Source organism: Parazoarcus sp. PS-13 R2A (assembly GCF_057621855.1).
Genome location: NZ_JBYEXN010000010.1, coordinates 28,942 through 45,118 on the forward strand (window position 1 = coordinate 28,942; position 16,177 = coordinate 45,118).

The following is a 16,177-nucleotide window of genomic DNA, read 5'->3' on the forward strand; positions in this document are numbered from 1 at the left end:
TTCAGAAAGCACCGGCATATGATGGACGCGCCTAAGTTATTGATAAACCTGCTGTATCGAGCTTCGGCGTAGTCCAGCGAAGTACCGGGCTGGAGTCATCGTCAAACAAAAAACCGCCCTCTCGGACGGTTTCTTGTTGGGCGATTGCCCTTCGTAGCTTGGGGCGACATACCGGTTTCGAACCGGTGACCTTTGGAGCCACAATCCAATGCTCTACCAACTGAGCTAATGCCGCCGCCGTCAGGACCCTGTCAATGACAAGATCCAGAAACTTGTAAATCCATTCCAGACAACTTCTCTGGCCTGCCCGGCAGGAATCGAACCTGCAACCCCCGGCTTAGAAGGCCGGTGCTCTATCCAGTTGAGCTACGGGCAGATCCCGCGGGCATCGGGGTGAAGCTGGTCGGGGTGGTGGGATTCGAACTCACGACCCTCTGCTCCCAAAGCAGATGCGCTACCAGGCTGCGCTACACCCCGAGAGCCGCGCACTTTACAGACACTTTCCCGGCCCGTCAAACATTTTTCTAATAATCGCTTCAAGGCGTCGTTTCAGCCCCGCGGCCGCCGCTTGCCACAGCGCCGGAATCGCGATCGAGACCGCTTGTTTAGCCTCGTCATTTCTGATATTTAACGGAACTCCAACTTATTGCCGCCCAGATAAGGCCTCTCAAGTCATGGCTGAAGAATTCCTCCACAGACAGTTTCCGTCCTACACCCCGGCGCCCGGCGAAGATTACATGAGCGAGAAGCAGACCGCCCATTTTCGGGAGATGCTCACTGCGCTCAGACAGGAAATGTCCGACGACATCGAACGCACCGTCCATACCTTGCAGGACGAGACGACCTCCTTTGCCGATCCCAACGATCGCGCAAGCCAGGAGTCCGATCTGTCGCTCGAATTGCGCAGCCGCGACCGCGAACGCAAGCTGATCAAGAAGATCAACGAGGCGCTCCAGCGCATTGAGGAAGGCGAGTATGGGTACTGTGACAGCTGCGGCGTGGAAATCGGCCTGAAGCGCCTTGAGGCGCGTCCTACGGCCACTTTGTGCATCGACTGCAAGACACTCGAGGAGATCCGTGAGCGCCAGATCGCGCGCTGAATAGCGCCCTTGCATTCAGCACGCTGCGACAAGCGGCGAGCACACAAAAAAAGGGACGCCGAGGCGTCCCTTTCTCATGCTCGGCGACTTCAGCCGATCAGTTCGTTGCGGCCTGCTCGAGCAGCGCCTTCATGCTCAGGCGGATCTTGCCGCGCTCGTCGGTCTCGAGAACCTTGACGCGGACGGCCTGACCTTCCTTGACGTAGTCGGCAACGTTATTCACACGCTCGTTGGCGATCTGCGACACATGCAGCAGACCATCGCGGCCCGGCATGATGTTTACGATGGCACCGAAGTCGAGCAGACGCACGACCGTACCTTCGTAGATCTTGCCGACTTCGACTTCGGCGGTGATCGCCTCGATCTTGGCCTTGGCAGCCTGGGCACCTTCCGCGCTGACGCAGGAGATGGTGACGTTGCCGTCGTCCTGAATCTCGATCACGGCGCCGGTCTCTTCCTGCAGACCGCGGATCACTGCACCACCCTTGCCGATCACGTCGCGGATCTTCTCGGGGTTGATCTTGATGTTGATCATGCGCGGAGCGAACTCGGACACTTCGACACGCGCGGTGTCGAGCGACTGCTTCATCAGGCCGAGGATGTGGATGCGACCCTCACCTGCCTGCGACAGCGCGACCTTCATGATCTCCTTGGTGATGCCCTGGATCTTGATGTCCATCTGCAGTGCAGTGATACCGTTTTCGGTACCGGCCACCTTGAAGTCCATGTCGCCGAGGTGATCCTCGTCGCCCAGGATGTCGGTCAGCACGGCGAAGCGGTTGCCGTCCTTGATCAGGCCCATGGCGATACCGGCCACGTGCGCAGTCATCGGCACACCAGCATCCATCAGCGCGAGAGAGCCACCGCACACGGAAGCCATCGAGCTCGAACCGTTCGACTCGGTAATTTCCGACACCAGACGCACGGTGTAGCTGAAATCTTCCGGCTTCGGCAGCGCGGCGATCAGTGCGCGCTTGGCAAGACGGCCGTGGCCGACTTCGCGACGTTTGGTGATGCCGAAACGACCGGTCTCGCCGGTGCAGAACGGCGGGAAGTTGTAGTGCAGCATGAAGTTCTCGCGGTACTCGCCGGCGATCGCGTCGATGATCTGCTCGTCGCGGCCAGTGCCGAGGGTGGCAACCACCAGCGCCTGGGTTTCACCGCGGGTGAACAGGGCCGAGCCATGGGCACGCGGCAGCACACCGGTACGGATCTCGATCGGACGCACGGTGCGGGTGTCGCGACCGTCGATACGCGGCTCGCCATTCAGGATGCGGCTGCGGACGATGCCGGACTCGAGATTGAAGAAGATGTCCTTCACTTCGTTGAGCGAAGGCGGCACTTCGACGCCATCGGTCAGCGCGGCAACGGTCGCCTTCAGGATCTCGCTGATGCGGGCGCTGCGGGCCTGCTTGCTGGTGATGTTGAAAGCGGCCTCGAGGTCGGCCTTGGCCAGCTCCTCGATACGCGCAATCAGGGTCTCGTTGGCAGGCGGCGCCTTCCAGTCCCACTCCGGCTTGCCGGCGACTTCGACCAGCTCATTGATTGCACGGATGGCGTGCTGCATCTGCTCGTGACCGAACACGACGGCACCAAGCATGACTTCTTCGGACAGTTCGCGCGCTTCGGATTCGACCATCAGCACGGCTGCTTCGGTACCAGCCACCACCAGGTTGAGTTCGCTCGTCTTGAGCTGCTCGGTGGTGGGGTTGAGCAGGTACTGACCATCGGCGTAACCGACGCGTGCAGCGCCGATCGGGCCGCTGAAAGGCACACCGGAGATTGCAAGTGCGGCCGAAGCAGCGATCATCGCCGGGATGTCGGCGTCAACTTCAGGGTTCAGCGACAGGACCAGCGCGATGACCTGGACTTCGTTGTTGAAGCCTTCCGGAAACAGCGGGCGGATCGGGCGGTCGATCAGGCGCGAGGTCAGGGTTTCCTTCTCGGTCGGACGGCCTTCACGCTTGAAGAAACCACCGGGAATACGGCCGGCAGCGTAAAACTTCTCAACGTAATCGACGGTCAGCGGAAAGAAGTCCTGACCGGGCTTGGCTTCCTTGGCCGCAACCACGGTGGCCAGCACCATGGTGTCGTCCATATTGACGATCACAGCACCGCCGGCCTGACGAGCAATCTCGCCGGTCTCGAGGGTGACGGTGTGCGCGCCGTAGGCGAATGATTTCTTGATGGAAGTAGGCAAGGGAAATTCCTTTAAACATTGGATGCAGCGAACAACAACTGCAGGAACAGGCCAGAAACCCGTCCTGAATGTGACAAAGCCGGAGCGACCCTAAGGGGTCGCCCCGGCTTTTGCTTGCTCAGGCAGCCGTTTCGGGCGCTGTCGGGCTGATCACGAGCAGCGACTTACTTACGCAGGCCCAGACGCTCGATCAGGCTACGATAGCTCTCGGCATTGCGACCTTTCAGGTAGTCGAGCAGCTTGCGGCGCTGGCTAACCATCTTCAGCAGACCACGGCGGGAGTGATGATCCTTCGCGTGTTCCTTGAAGTGGCCGGTCAGGCCATTGATACGGGCGGTCAGCAGGGCGACCTGGACTTCAGGCGAACCGGTATCGCCCGGAGCGCGCTGGTAATCGGAGACGACTTGCGCCTTGGTTGCAATATCGAGAGACATGTGCGTGTTTACTCTTTTCGTTCGGCCAATCAGAAGCGGCGGATTATACCCATTGCCGCACCAAAAATTCAATCAAAATCACGTACTTTGATTCGCCTCACCCGTTGCGATGAGGCGTTTCGCCCACAATTTTCCGTCTGGCTTCCACTCGGCAAGGCCGAGAAAAGCATCCGGACCGTAGATCCGGGCAAAACCTTCGCCCTGCTCCGTCAGGCTCAACGGCCGCCCCTGGAGCATGTACTGGGCCTGCTGCGCATCGAGATCGATCCGCGGAAACGCGCTGACCAGCGTATCAGCCGGCGCCAGCATCCCGTCCCGAGCATCCATCTCCGCAGCTTCGAGCTGCGCCAGCGGAACACCGTCCTCGATGCCAAAGGCACCGATCCGGGTTCTCCGCAAGGCACACAGATGTGCGCCGCAACCCAGGGCCGCGCCGATATCCATTGCAAGCGAACGAATGTAGGTTCCCTTGCTGCAATCCACACGGATCACGAAACGGCTACCGTCGAAGGACACCAGGTCGATCGAGGAGATCCTTACCCTGCGCGCACTGCGCTCGAGCTCGATGCCCGCACGCGCATATTCGTACAAGGGTTTTCCATCGCGCTTGAGTGCCGAATACATCGGCGGCACCTGATCGATGTCACCGACAAACCGCGACAACACCTCGCGCAATGCTTCTTCGCTCACTGCAACAGGATGCGTTGCAAGCACCGTTCCCTCGGCGTCGCCCGTATCGGTATCGACGCCCAGCTGCACACCGGCCTCGTAGGCCTTGTCCGCATCGAGCAGCATCTGTGAAAACTTGGTGGCTTCCCCGAAAGTCAGCGGAAGCAGGCCGCTTGCCATCGGGTCGAGCGTGCCGGTATGACCGGCCTTTGCCGCGTTGAGCAGACGGCGAGCCGTCTGCAGTGCTGCGTTCGACGTCAGCCCCTGAGGCTTGTCGAGCAGCAGCACGCCGTCAACCGCACGGCGAATGATCTTGCGCTGGGTACGCTTCAAGACAGCACGCAATCAGTCGTCGTTCTCATCCCGGCTGCGTGCTTCGTCCTCGCGCACGGTCTGGTCGATGAGCTGGGACATGCGGCTGCCCTCCTCTACCGACTGGTCGTACTCGAAATGCAGCTCGGGGATGGTGTGAATACGAATCCGGCGACCGAGTTCACGGCGCAGGAATCCGCTCGCGCGCCGCAGACCCTGAAGGATCTCCGGCACGGTTTCCTTACCCATCATCGCGGTAAAGAAGACCTTGGCGTGCGCATAGTCTGGCGTGATCTCGACGTCGGTCAGGGTGATGAATCCGACACGCGGATCCTTCACCTCGAGCCTGATCAGCTCCGCCAGCTCGCGGCGGATCTGCTCCACCACGCGCTGACTGCGGGAATATTCCTTAGGCATTGATCAAAGCGTCCGTGCAATTTCCTTGATCTCGAACACCTCGAGCTGGTCGCCTTCGTGAATGTCGTTGTAGTTCTTGAGCTGGAGACCGCATTCGTAGCCGAACTTGACCTCCTTGACATCGTCCTTGAAGCGCTTGAGCGATTCGAGCTCGCCCGACCACACGACCGTATGGTTGCGCAACAGACGCACGGAAGAACCGCGCTTGACCATGCCCTCGAGCACATAACAACCGGCGACCGAGCCAACACGGGAAATCGTGAAGACCTGGCGAATCTCCACCAGACCGATGATCTCCTCGCGCTTCTCCGGCGACAGCATGCCCGACAGCGCGGAACGCACCTCATCCACAGCATCGTAAATGATGTTGTAGTAGCGGATATCGACGCCAAAGGTCTCGGCCAGCTTGCGCGCACCGGCATCGGCACGCGTATTGAAGCCGATGATCACCGCACCCGACGCCTGCGCCAGGTTCACATCCGATTCGGAAATGGCACCGACCGCACCGTGAATGACGTTGACACGGACTTCGTCGTTCGAGAGCTTGACCAGCGACTGCACCAGCGCTTCCTGCGAACCCTGCACGTCAGCCTTGATGATGAGCGGGAGGCTCTTGACCTCGCCGTCCGACATTTGCTCGAACATGCTTTCGAGCTTCGCCGCCTGCTGCTTGGCCAGCTTGACGTCACGGAACTTGCCCTGACGGAAGAGCGCAATCTCGCGCGCCTTCTTTTCGTCGCCGAGCACGATCGCTTCGTCGCCAGCTGCCGGCACGTCGGAGAGACCCAGGATCTCGACCGGAATCGAAGGACCTGCGGAATCGATCGCCTTGCCGTTCTCGTCGAGCATTGCACGGATGCGACCGAAAGTCGCGCCCACGAGCAGCACGTCGCCCTTGTGCAGGGTGCCGGACAGAACCAGCATCGAAGCCACCGGACCACGACCCTTGTCGAGACGCGCTTCCACGATCAGGCCCTTGGCTGCAGATTCGACCGGTGCCGTCAGTTCGAGCACTTCGGCCTGCAGCAGCAGCGCTTCGAGCAGCGCATCCACGCCTTCTCCACTCTTCGCGGAAACCGGCATGAACATGGTGTCGCCACCGTACTCTTCCGGGATCACGCTCTCGGCAACCAGTTCCTGCTTGACGCGCTCGAGATTGGCCTCGGGCTTGTCGATCTTGGTGATCGCCACCACGACTGGCACGTTGGCGGCCTTGGCGTGGTGAATCGCTTCACGGGTCTGAGGCATCACGCCGTCGTCCGCAGCCACCACCAGAATGACGATGTCGGTCGCCTTCGCACCACGGGCACGCATGGCCGTAAAGGCTTCGTGACCCGGGGTATCGAGGAAGGTGATCATGCCACGCGGCGTTTCCACGTGATACGCACCGATGTGCTGCGTAATGCCGCCATGCTCGCCGGCTGCAACCTTGGCGCGACGAATGTAGTCGAGCAGCGAGGTCTTGCCGTGGTCGACGTGCCCCATCACGGTCACCACCGGCGCACGCGGCAGCACTGCCACATCCTTCTGCTCCTCGGTGACGTCGAGGAAGGCATCCGGATCGTCGAGCTTTGCAGCAACAGCCTGGTGGCCCAGTTCTTCGACGATGATCATCGCCGTTTCCTGGTCCAGCACCTGGTTGATCGTGACCATCATGCCCATCTTCATGAGCGCCTTGATCACTTCGGTCGCCTTGACGGCCATCTTGTGGGCAAGATCGGCGACGGAAATGGTTTCCGGCACATGGATCTCACGCACGATCGGCTCGACAGGCGCCTGGAACGAGGTCTGGCGATCGTCCTGCTGATGGCGGCTGTGACGGCCACCACCCTTGGCACCGCGCCAGGCGTTGCCGGACGTCGATGCACCGACTTCGCCACGGGTCTTCAGGCCACGACGCTTGCTGCTTTCGCTTTCACGCGCACCGCCGCGCTTGTTTGCCGAATCCTTGGTCTTGTCTTCGGTCTTCGCCGGCTTGTGCAGCGTACCGGAGGTCGACTTGGCAGGCTTCGCAGCCGCCGGACGCGCAGCTTCTTCCTTCGCCTTCTGCTCGGCGACGACACGCGCCTCTTCTTCAAGGCGGCGGTTCTCGGCTGCAGCCTTGGCGGCCTGCTCGCGCTCCTGGCGGGCACGGATGTCGGCCTGCTGGCGCTCTACCAGTTCGCGGTGACGGCGCGATTCGCGCTCGCGCGCTGCAACCTCTTCGTCACTGATGATCTGGCTGATCGGCACCGGACGGGAATGAACCATGGTCGGTGCCGGGCCGGCTTTCGGAGCCGCCTGGCGGTTGTCACCGCCACGGGACGCGCCGGCACGGCCATCGGCCTGCTTGCGGTCACCGCTCTTGCGATCATTGCCTTTGCGATCACCGCCCTTGCGCTCGTCGTTCCTTGCTGCAGACGCAGCAGGTGCGGGCACAGGCGCGCTGACCACGGATTCGGGAGCAGCCACCTCGGCCACGGGCTCGGCTGCGACCGCTTCGACAGCGGCTTCCGCTACCGGCTCGGGCGCAACAACGGGCTCAGGCTCGGGTGCAGCCTCGACGACCGGAGGCGCCTCTGCAGGAACGGGCTCGACGACGGGCGCCGGCGCGGCAACAGCCTCGACCGGTGCAACCGCTTCAACCTTCTCGACCGGAGCCTGATCTTCCGCCGCCGCAGCAGTCGCTTCGCCACCTGCGGTGTCATCGCGCTTGACGAAGGTCCGCTTCTTGCGGACTTCGACCTGCACGGTGCGCGCACGACCGGTAGAGTCGGTCGCACGGATCTCGGATGTCTGTTTGCGGGTCAGAGTGATCTTGCCCTTGGATTCGACGTCGCCATGCGCACGCCGAAGATATTCGAGCAGACGCGCCTTGTCCTGCTCGGTCAGCATATCGTTCGCACCGGTCTTCACGACACCGGCACTCTTCAACTGCTCGAGCAGCGCCGCCGCCGGCATTTTCAGTTCGCCGGCAAACTGGGTCACGCTCATTTGTTCCATTACTGCCCTCCCGTCATTCTTCGAACCAGTGGGCGCGCGCAACGGAAATCAGCGCCTTGGCTCGTTCGTCGTCGATCCCGGCCATCTCAACCAGCTCGTCGACCGCGAGGTCAGCCAGGTCGTCCCGGGTGCGAATCTCATGACTCGCCAGCGTAGCGGCAAGCGCCTTGTCCATGCCATCGAGGTTCAACAGGTCGTCAGCGACGTTTTCCAGTTTTTCCTCGGTCACAATTGCTTCAGTCAGCAACACGTTGCGCGCACGGTTGCGCAACTCATTCACCGTGTCTTCGTCGAAGGACTCGATTTCGAGCATTTCGGCGAGCGGCACATAGGCGATTTCCTCAAGCGAGGAGAAACCCTCGTCGATCAGGATATCGGCCAGCTCCTCATCCACATCCAGCTTGGCCATGAAGACCGAGCGCAAACCGCCGCGCTCTTCTTCCGACTTGGCGGCCGACTCCTGCTCGCTCATCAGATTGATGGTCCAGCCGGTCAGCTCGGACGCCAGCTTGACGTTCTGCCCGTTGCGACCGATGGAGATGGCGAGATTGTTCTCGTCCACCACCACATCCATCGCGTGTGCTTCTTCGTCAACAACGATCGAAACCACTTCGGCGGGCTGCAGCGCCGACACCACGAACTGGGCCGGGTCGGCAGACCACACGATGATGTCGATCTGTTCGCCACCGATCTCGTTACGCACGGCGGTTACGCGTGAACCACGCAGACCGACGCAGGTACCGATCGGATCGATACGCGGATCGTTCGACTTGACGGCCACCTTCGCACGCAGACCGGGGTCACGTGCGCAGGCTTTCATTTCGAGCAGGCCGTCTTCGATCTCGGGCACTTCAAGCTCGAACAGCTTCATCAGGAATTCGGGTGCGGTGCGCGACAGGATGAGTTGCGGACCCCGCGCGCCACGATCGATCTTGAGCAGATACGCCCGGACGCGGTCACCCACGCGCAGGTTCTCGCGCGGAATGTGCTGATCACGCGGCAGCACGGCTTCCATCCGGCCCACTTCGATGATCGCATTGCCCCGCTCCATGCGCTTGATCGCGCCGGAAACCAGGAATTCCTTGCGTTCAAGGAAGTCGTTAAGTACCTGCTCGCGCTCGGCATCGCGAATTTTCTGCAGAATGACCTGCTTCGCAGCCTGGGCGCCGATACGGCCGAAGTCGATCGGCTCGAGCGCTTCCTCGATGTAATCACCCAGCTCGACGTCGGCCTTGACCTCGCGCGCATCGATGATGCCCATCTCGGCCTCATCGTTGGTCACGTCCTCGTCGAGCATGACCACCCAGCGACGAACCGACTCGTAATCGCCGGTATCGCGATTGATGCTGACGACAACGTCGGCATCGTCATGAACGCGCTTTTTGGTCGCGGAGGCAAGCGCCGACTCGAGCGCGGCGAACACGATGTCTTTGGCAACGTTCTTTTCACGTGCCAGCGCATCCACAAGCAGCAGAATTTCGCGGCTCATTTCAGTAAAACCTCCACATCCAGAGTCTCAGAATTTCGGAACAAGGCGTGCCTTTTCGATATCAGCATAGGGCAGGCTCAGCTCGCCCTTTTCAGTCGTGAGCAGCACCTCGCCGTCACGCACACCCTGAAGCACGCCTACAAAATTTCGTTGATTGCCGATTGGCAGGGACAGTCGCAACTGGATCTCGTGCCCGGCAAAGCGCTCGAAATCAACCAGCTTCTTGAGCGGCCGATCGAGCCCCGGAGACGACACCTCGAGGCGGTCGTAATCGATATTCTCGACTTCGAAAACCCGGGTCAGCTGGTTACTGACGGTCGCGCAATCATCCACGTTGATACCACGCTCGATATCGATGAAGACGCGAAAAAGCCGCCCCTTGGGCGACAGTTCAAGGTCAACCAGCTCGTATCCGAGCCCACTGACCACTTGCTCAACCAGACTTCCCAGATCCACCCGCATACTCACGCCATCCGCGACTACAAATAAAAAATGGGCAAAAAGCCCATCCCTGTTGACCCCAACCGGAGAATCGGGCTCCCCATTATTGGGAGCACCCGATAAAGCCCGCCGAGTATAGCGCGAAAAGCCCGCGACGGGCAAACCGGCACAATTCATGCACGGCATGCCCGACGGGCTGCAAACCTGGCGGATCGTTCCTTACCCAAATGGCAGGCTGTCATGCACCTCGCAGCAGTTATTCTCGCGCCCGAACGCTCAGGCGCGCGGCGCTGTGCGCCGCAACTTGGGCGGTTGCGCCTTGCCCGGCGGCCCCTGCTTTGGCGGGGGTGGCGGCAGGCCGGCAAGCTTGCACACCTCAACCTCGGGCATTTCCATCCACATCCCGCGCTTGAGCCGTGAAGGCAGTTCGACCGGACCGTAACGCACCCGTATCAGCCGGCTCACGGTGAGTCCGATCGCCTCGAACATGCGCCGGACCTCTCGGTTACGCCCCTCCGAGAGCGTCACGTGATACCAGTGGTTCACACCCTCGCCACCGGCAGCCTGCAGGGAGTTGAAGCGCGCCGGACCATCGTCGAGCACAACGCCGTCAACCAGTTGACGCGCCTGCTCTTCAGTCAGTTCGCCCAGCAGACGGACCGCGTACTGACGGTCGATCTCATAGCGCGGGTGCATCAGCTTGTTGGCGAGATCGCCGTCACTGGTAAACAGCAGCAAACCCGAGGTATTGAAGTCCAGACGCCCCACTGCGAGCCAGCGCCCCTTGCGCAGGACCGGCAGGCGCTCGAACACGGTTGGGCGGCCTTCAGGGTCGTCACGCGAAACGATCTCGCCCTCGGGCTTGTGATAGATCAGCACCCGCGGCGTGCGCTGCACGAAGCGCAGCGGAATCAGCTTGCCGTTGAGCTTGACCCGGTCACCCGGCCCGATCTTCTGCCCGAGCGCTGCGGGCAGACCATTGACCGAGATGCGACCTGCAACCACGAGCTCTTCGATCTCGCGGCGCGAAGCCACGCCGGCCTGAGCCAGCACCTTCTGCAGACGCTCGGGTTCGGTGAAGGTCGCCGGACCATTCTGGGCAGGGCCACGGCGACGCTCCCGCCCTGGCCCTTCGAGGGTCATGCCTTCGGGCGTACCCAGCGCGGACTTGTGCGCGTCCGGGCGCATGGCGGGACGACGATCCTCGTCCACGAATTCATCGGGCGCGTCGCGGCGCCCACCCTGGCGGGGCTGATGCCGCCCCTGCTCAGTCGGTTTCTTGGTCGGCGGCCGCAGCGGCCGATTGGATTTGCGTGGTGTCGACAAGATCCATGATCCTTTCGATTTCAGTGAGAGCCGGCAGCTCGGTGAGGCTGCGCAGACCCATATCATCCAGGAAACGTCGCGTGGTCGCGAACAACGCCGGCCTGCCGGGCGTGTCGCGATGACCGACAACGTCGATCCATCCTCGCGATTCCAGGGTTTTCAGTACGCCAGGGGAGACTGTGACACCGCGAATATCCTCGATGTCGCCACGGGTTACCGGCTGGCGGTAGGCAATGATTGCCAATGTTTCCATGACCGCACGCGAATAACGCGGCGGTTTTTCCTCCTTCAGGCGATCCAGGTACACCTGGAATGCAGGGCGCGTCTGAAAACGCCAGCCGCCTGCCAGTTGCACCAGCTCGACACCGCGCTCCGACGCATCCCAGTCGTTGCGCAGCTCGTCGAGCAGACGCCGCACCAGATCCGGCCCCGGATCTTCGTCGAACAGCCCGCGCAGGACGCCCACCGTCAACGGTGCGGGCGTCGCCAGCAGTGCCGTTTCGATGATGCGTTTGCACAGTTCAGGCGTTGTCGCGCGATCCATCAGCCAGTTTCACGTATATCGGCGCAAAGGCCTCGTTCTGCGTGACATCGACCAGTCGTTCCTTGACCAGTTCGAGCACCGCCAAAAAGCTCACCACCAGGCCGGCCGCACCCAGCTCAGGCTCGAACAGCGTATCGAAGACCACGAAATCGCCGCCCCCCAGCTTGCGCAGGATCGACGTCATGTGTTCGCGAACAGACAGCTGCTCGCGCCCTACCCGGTGATTCTGGGTCAGCCGGGCCTTCTTCATGATGCGCAACCAGGACAGCTGCAGATCGTGCAGGCTGACCTCGGGCAGGCGCTCGACCACCTTCTCGGCGACAAACACGCTCACCCACTCGAAATCGCGCTCGACCCGCGGCATGGCATCGAGGCGCGCCGCGGCAAGTTTGGTCTGCTCGTACTCGAGCAGCCTGCGCACCAGTTCGGCGCGCGGATCTTCTTCCTCGGCATCGTCCCGAGGCGGACGCGGCAACAGCATGCGTGACTTGATCTCGAGCAGCATCGCTGCCATCAAGAGATAGTCTGCAGCCAGATCGAGATTGCTGGCACGCATCGCTTCGACGTACGTCAGATACTGAACCGTCAACGGCGCCATCGGAATGTCGAGAACGTTGAGGTTGGCCTTGCGGATCAGATACAGCAGCAAATCCAGCGGCCCCTCGAACGCATCGAGGATGATCTGCAGTGCGTCGGGCGGAATATACAGGTCTTTCGGCATTTCGAGCATGGGCTCGCCGTAAAGACGTGCGATTGTCGCCACATCCTCGACCGTTTCGATCGGGACCAGTGGCAGCGGCAGCGTCGCTTCAGTCATTGCGAAGCATGCGGATCCCGACGTCGAAACTCAGCACGATCCGCTCACCCGTAGCTCAAGCCCATTGCTTCGCGCACATCCCGCATCGTCTCCTGGGCAAGCTTGCGCGCGCGCTCGCAGCCATCGGCAAGAATGTTGCGCACCAGCGACGGGTCCTCGATATAGGGACGCGCACGCTCGCGCAAACCAGCCTGCTCCTTGATCACCGCATCGACAACCGGCTGCTTGCACTCGATGCAGCCGATCCCCGCACTGCGACAGCCATTCTGCACCCAGTCCCGGGTCGATTCGTCCGAATAGACCACATGAAACTGCCACACCGGGCACTTATCCGGATCGCCCGGATCGGTGCGCCGCGCGCGGGCAGGATCGGTTTGCATGGTGCGTATCTTGCGCGCCACGCTGTCGTCATCCTCGCGCAGGAAAATCGTGTTGTTGTGAGACTTCGACATCTTCTGCCCATCGAGACCCGGTATGCGCGGGGCATCGGTCAGCAGGGCGTCCGGCTCGACCAGGATCATCTTGCCGTTGCCTTCGAGGTAACCGTAGAGACGCTCACGGTCACCGAGGCTCAGGTTCTGTGTTTCCTCGAGCAAGGCCTTGGCCTGTTCGAGTGCATCCTCTTCGCCGTCCTGCTGGAAGCGGACGCGCAATTCGGCATACATGCGGGCACGCCGGGAGCCGAGCTTGCGCACCGCATCCCTGGCCTTGTTCTCGAACCCGGGCTCGCGACCGTAAAGGTGATTGAAGCGCCGCGCCACTTCGCGCGTCATCTCGACATGCGGCACCTGATCCTCACCCACCGGCACGGTATCGGCGCGATAGATCAGGATGTCGGCCGCCTGCAGCAGGGGATAACCGAGAAAACCGTAAGTCCCGAGATCCTTGCCACTGAGCCTGTCCTGCTGATCCTTGTAGCTCGGCACACGCTCGAGCCAGCCCAGCGGGCACATCATCGACAGCAGCAGATGCAGCTCCGCATGCTCGGGCACGCGCGACTGGATGAACAGCGTTGCCTGCGACGGATCGACGCCGGCTGCGAGCCAGTCAATCAGCATCTCCCATACATGGTCTTCGATCACCGCCGGGGTATCGTAGGCGGTGGTCAGTGCATGCCAGTCGGCAGCGAAGAACAGGCAGGGATGCTCCTCCTGCAGCTTGACCCAGTTCTTGAGCACTCCGTGGTAATGACCGAGGTGCAGACGCCCGGTCGGGCGCATGCCGGAGAGAACGCGTTCAGCGTACATGGCAGGTCTTAGATTCCGAAAATCAGGGCGAGAAAAAAGCGGAACATGGCGAGCATGGGCCCCAGAATGGCGCCCAGCAAACCGCTAAACAGCAACAGCAAAAGAATAGGAAACCCGAAGGGCTCGATGCGCGAGAAGTGCCACGCGAGGCGACCGGGCAGCAGGCTGACTGCGATGCGCCCCCCGTCCAGCGGCGGAATCGGCAGCAGGTTGAGCAACATCAGCACGCCGTTGATCTGCATGCCCGCATCCGCCATTTTCATCATCGGAATGGTGAAGGCACCCTGCGGCGAACTGATCGCAAACTTGAACAGCAGCGCCCAGCCGATGGCCATTGCCAGGTTCGCACCCGGCCCGGCCGCCGCAACCCACAGCATGTCTGCCTTGGGGTGCCGCAAACGGCCAAAGTCGACCGGGACCGGCTTGGCCCAGCCAAAAAGAATGCCGCCTCCGCCGAACAGAACGCTCAGGCCAAGGATGCCGGCGGGGACCAGCACGGTACCGACCGGATCGATATGTCGCAGGGGATTGAGCGTGATGCGCCCGGCCCGGTCCGCCGTTGGATCGCCGAAATAGCGGGCCACATAGCCATGCGCCGCTTCGTGCAGCGTAATGGCGAGCAACACCGGCAAGGCCCAGATGGCCAGATTAGAGATCAGCGATTCCATGAAAGCGGGGGCACAAAGCAGCGCATTCTAGCAGAGCCGGCCCTAGTCCTCCTCAATCCCGAAGGGGGCCAGATCGCCCCGACCTGCGCGCACCAGGGTCGGGCCGCCGCCAGTGAGGTCGATCACCGTGGTTGCCTCGGGGCCGCAAAAGCCCGCTTCGATGACGAGATCGACCTGCTTCTCCAGACGATCGCGAATCTCCTCGGGGTCGGTCAGGGGCAGATCTTCGTCCGGCAGCAGAAGCGTGGACGACAGCATCGGCTCGTCCAGCTCGGCAAGCAGCGCCGAGACGACGGCATGCTCTGGAACCCTCAGGCCGATCGTTTTTCGCTTTGGATGCAGCAGGCGGCGGGGCAGCTCGCGCGTACCTTCGAGAATGAAGGTGTAGGGTCCGGGGGTCGTCGCCTTGAGCAGACGGTACTGGGTGTTATCCACCCTGGCGTAGGTCGAGATCTCGGACAGGTCGCGGCACAGCAGGGTGAAGTGATGACGATCGTCCACACCACGGATGCGCCGGATGCGCTCGAGCAGCGAGGCGTCGCCCGTCAGCCCGCCGAGGGCGTACGCGGAATCGGTCGGAAAAGCGACGAGCCCTCCGCCGCGAATGATTTCGGCGGCCTGTCGGATCAGGCGGGCCTGGGGTTGCTCCGGATGGAGCGAGAAAAATTGAGCCATATGCCTTTCTTGTTTTCAGTCGTTCAACCCAGGCGCGACCATACGGGCGTCAGGTCTGACGGAAGCGGATTGCACCGGCCGAGATCGACCGGGCTCTCGCTCTCGCCATGAAAGTCGGAGGCGCGGGAAGCCAGCAGGTTACGCCGCCTTGCAATGCTTGCAAAACGTCGCATCTCGTCTTCGGAGTGCGCACCGGAGACCACTTCGACCGCTTCGCCCCCCGCAGCGACGAACCGATCGAACAGCTCTTCGAGCGCGGCAGTCGACAGACGGTAGCGTGCCGGATGTGCAATGACGGCAATGCCGCCCGCCTCGCGAATCCAGCCTACGGCCTCTTCGAGACTTGCCCACTCATGCTCGACGAAACCCGGTTTGCCACGCACGAGGTAATGCTCGAACACGGTCTTGACGTCGGGCATGACGCCGCTGGCCACCAGGAAACGCGCGAAATGGGCGCGGCTGACGAGTTCGGGATTACGCGCAAACTGCCTCGCCCCGCCCAGTGCGTCGCGGATACCGGCCTTCTCGAGCGCCTCGGAGATCCGTCTTGCGCGGGCATCGCGGCCGCTTCGCACCTGCTTCAGGCCCTCGATCAGTGCCGGGTGACGGTGATCGAAGCCGAGGCCGACGATGTGAATGGTTTCTCCCGCGAACGACACCGAGATTTCGACACCATTGACGAAGCGCAGCCCCAGCTCCCCCGCCACCCGCGCCGCTTCATCGAGTCCGCCGAGTTCGTCGTGATCGGTCAGCGCGAGCAGTTCGACACCGTTGGCTGCCGCGCGGCGCACGACCGCCTCGGGTTCAAGCCAGCCGTCGGACACCGTGGAATGGCAATGCAGGTCTGCGTTCATTG

Annotated in this window: 15 protein-coding genes and 3 tRNA genes; 1 reads left to right on the forward strand and 17 read right to left on the reverse strand. The window is 61.9% G+C overall.

Translation table 11 applies throughout. The features are described 5' to 3' along the window. Positions 1–159 precede the first annotated feature (159 nt). The 3 genes from AC22G6_RS10910 to AC22G6_RS10920 form a co-directional block, all read right to left on the reverse strand. Positions 160–235 (reverse strand) — tRNA-His (locus AC22G6_RS10910). Positions 236–299: 64 nt separating this feature from the next. After that, positions 300–376 (reverse strand) — tRNA-Arg (locus AC22G6_RS10915). 24 nt (positions 377–400) lie between these two features. Continuing rightward, positions 401–477: transfer RNA gene (locus tag AC22G6_RS10920), tRNA-Pro, on the reverse strand. Between the two features lie 197 nt (positions 478–674). Here AC22G6_RS10920 and dksA point away from each other — a divergent pair. After that, on the forward strand, positions 675–1,100 hold the full coding sequence (dksA, locus tag AC22G6_RS10925) for an RNA polymerase-binding protein DksA (RefSeq protein WP_108948672.1): 426 nt from the start codon (positions 675–677) through the stop codon (positions 1,098–1,100). 97 nt (positions 1,101–1,197) lie between these two features. Here dksA and pnp read toward each other — a convergent pair whose 3' ends face one another. The 14 genes from pnp to AC22G6_RS10995 all read right to left on the reverse strand — a co-directional run bounded on the left by pnp (position 1,198) and on the right by AC22G6_RS10995 (position 16,175). Beyond that, positions 1,198–3,300, reverse strand: a complete 2,103-nt coding sequence (gene pnp / locus AC22G6_RS10930) for a polyribonucleotide nucleotidyltransferase (protein WP_487366795.1) — start codon at positions 3,298–3,300, stop codon at positions 1,198–1,200. 164 nt (positions 3,301–3,464) lie between these two features. Then, a complete protein-coding gene (gene rpsO / locus AC22G6_RS10935) occupies positions 3,465–3,734 on the reverse strand; it encodes a 30S ribosomal protein S15 (RefSeq protein WP_108948674.1) in 270 nt (89 codons plus the stop codon). A 78-nt stretch (positions 3,735–3,812) separates the two neighbouring features. Then, positions 3,813–4,736 (reverse strand): tRNA pseudouridine(55) synthase TruB, encoded by a 924-nt coding sequence (gene truB / locus AC22G6_RS10940; protein WP_108948675.1) that lies wholly within the window; start codon positions 4,734–4,736, stop codon positions 3,813–3,815. 12 nt (positions 4,737–4,748) lie between these two features. Continuing rightward, positions 4,749–5,132, reverse strand: coding sequence for a 30S ribosome-binding factor RbfA (gene rbfA, locus AC22G6_RS10945; protein WP_108948676.1), 384 nt, complete (start codon positions 5,130–5,132; stop codon positions 4,749–4,751). A 3-nt stretch (positions 5,133–5,135) separates the two neighbouring features. After that, the gene (infB, locus tag AC22G6_RS10950) at positions 5,136–8,114 is read right to left on the reverse strand and encodes a translation initiation factor IF-2 (protein ID WP_487366796.1); all 2,979 of its coding nucleotides are present in this window, start codon (positions 8,112–8,114) and stop codon (positions 5,136–5,138) included. A gap of 13 nt (positions 8,115–8,127) precedes the next feature. Next, positions 8,128–9,603, reverse strand: coding sequence for a transcription termination factor NusA (gene nusA, locus AC22G6_RS10955; RefSeq protein ID WP_487366797.1), 1,476 nt, complete (start codon positions 9,601–9,603; stop codon positions 8,128–8,130). A 27-nt stretch (positions 9,604–9,630) separates the two neighbouring features. Then, positions 9,631–10,065 carry a ribosome maturation factor RimP gene (gene rimP / locus AC22G6_RS10960; RefSeq protein WP_108948679.1) on the reverse strand — a complete coding sequence of 145 codons (435 nt, stop codon included), beginning with the start codon at positions 10,063–10,065 and terminating at the stop codon, positions 9,631–9,633. Positions 10,066–10,320: 255 nt separating this feature from the next. After that, positions 10,321–11,370 (reverse strand): 23S rRNA pseudouridine(2605) synthase RluB, encoded by a 1,050-nt coding sequence (rluB, locus tag AC22G6_RS10965; RefSeq protein WP_108948680.1) that lies wholly within the window; start codon positions 11,368–11,370, stop codon positions 10,321–10,323. Further along, on the reverse strand, positions 11,312–11,914 hold the full coding sequence (gene scpB, locus AC22G6_RS10970) for an SMC-Scp complex subunit ScpB (RefSeq protein ID WP_108948681.1): 603 nt from the start codon (positions 11,912–11,914) through the stop codon (positions 11,312–11,314). Before scpB ends, rluB begins: the two co-directional genes overlap by 59 nt. Next, entirely contained in the window at positions 11,892–12,731 is an 840-nt protein-coding gene (locus tag AC22G6_RS10975; RefSeq protein WP_108948682.1) for a segregation and condensation protein A, read from the reverse strand. The genes scpB and AC22G6_RS10975 overlap by 23 nt, the downstream gene beginning before the upstream one ends. A gap of 44 nt (positions 12,732–12,775) precedes the next feature. Continuing rightward, a complete protein-coding gene (locus AC22G6_RS10980) occupies positions 12,776–13,978 on the reverse strand; it encodes a tryptophan--tRNA ligase (protein ID WP_487366798.1) in 1,203 nt (400 codons plus the stop codon). 8 nt (positions 13,979–13,986) lie between these two features. Then, a complete protein-coding gene (locus AC22G6_RS10985) occupies positions 13,987–14,646 on the reverse strand; it encodes a site-2 protease family protein (protein ID WP_487366799.1) in 660 nt (219 codons plus the stop codon). A gap of 42 nt (positions 14,647–14,688) precedes the next feature. Beyond that, on the reverse strand, positions 14,689–15,321 hold the full coding sequence (locus tag AC22G6_RS10990; RefSeq protein WP_108948685.1) for an L-threonylcarbamoyladenylate synthase: 633 nt from the start codon (positions 15,319–15,321) through the stop codon (positions 14,689–14,691). 23 nt (positions 15,322–15,344) lie between these two features. After that, complete coding sequence (locus tag AC22G6_RS10995; protein WP_487366800.1) at positions 15,345–16,175, reverse strand: 3',5'-nucleoside bisphosphate phosphatase; 831 nt, start codon at positions 16,173–16,175, stop codon at positions 15,345–15,347. Positions 16,176–16,177: the final 2 nt, after the last annotated feature.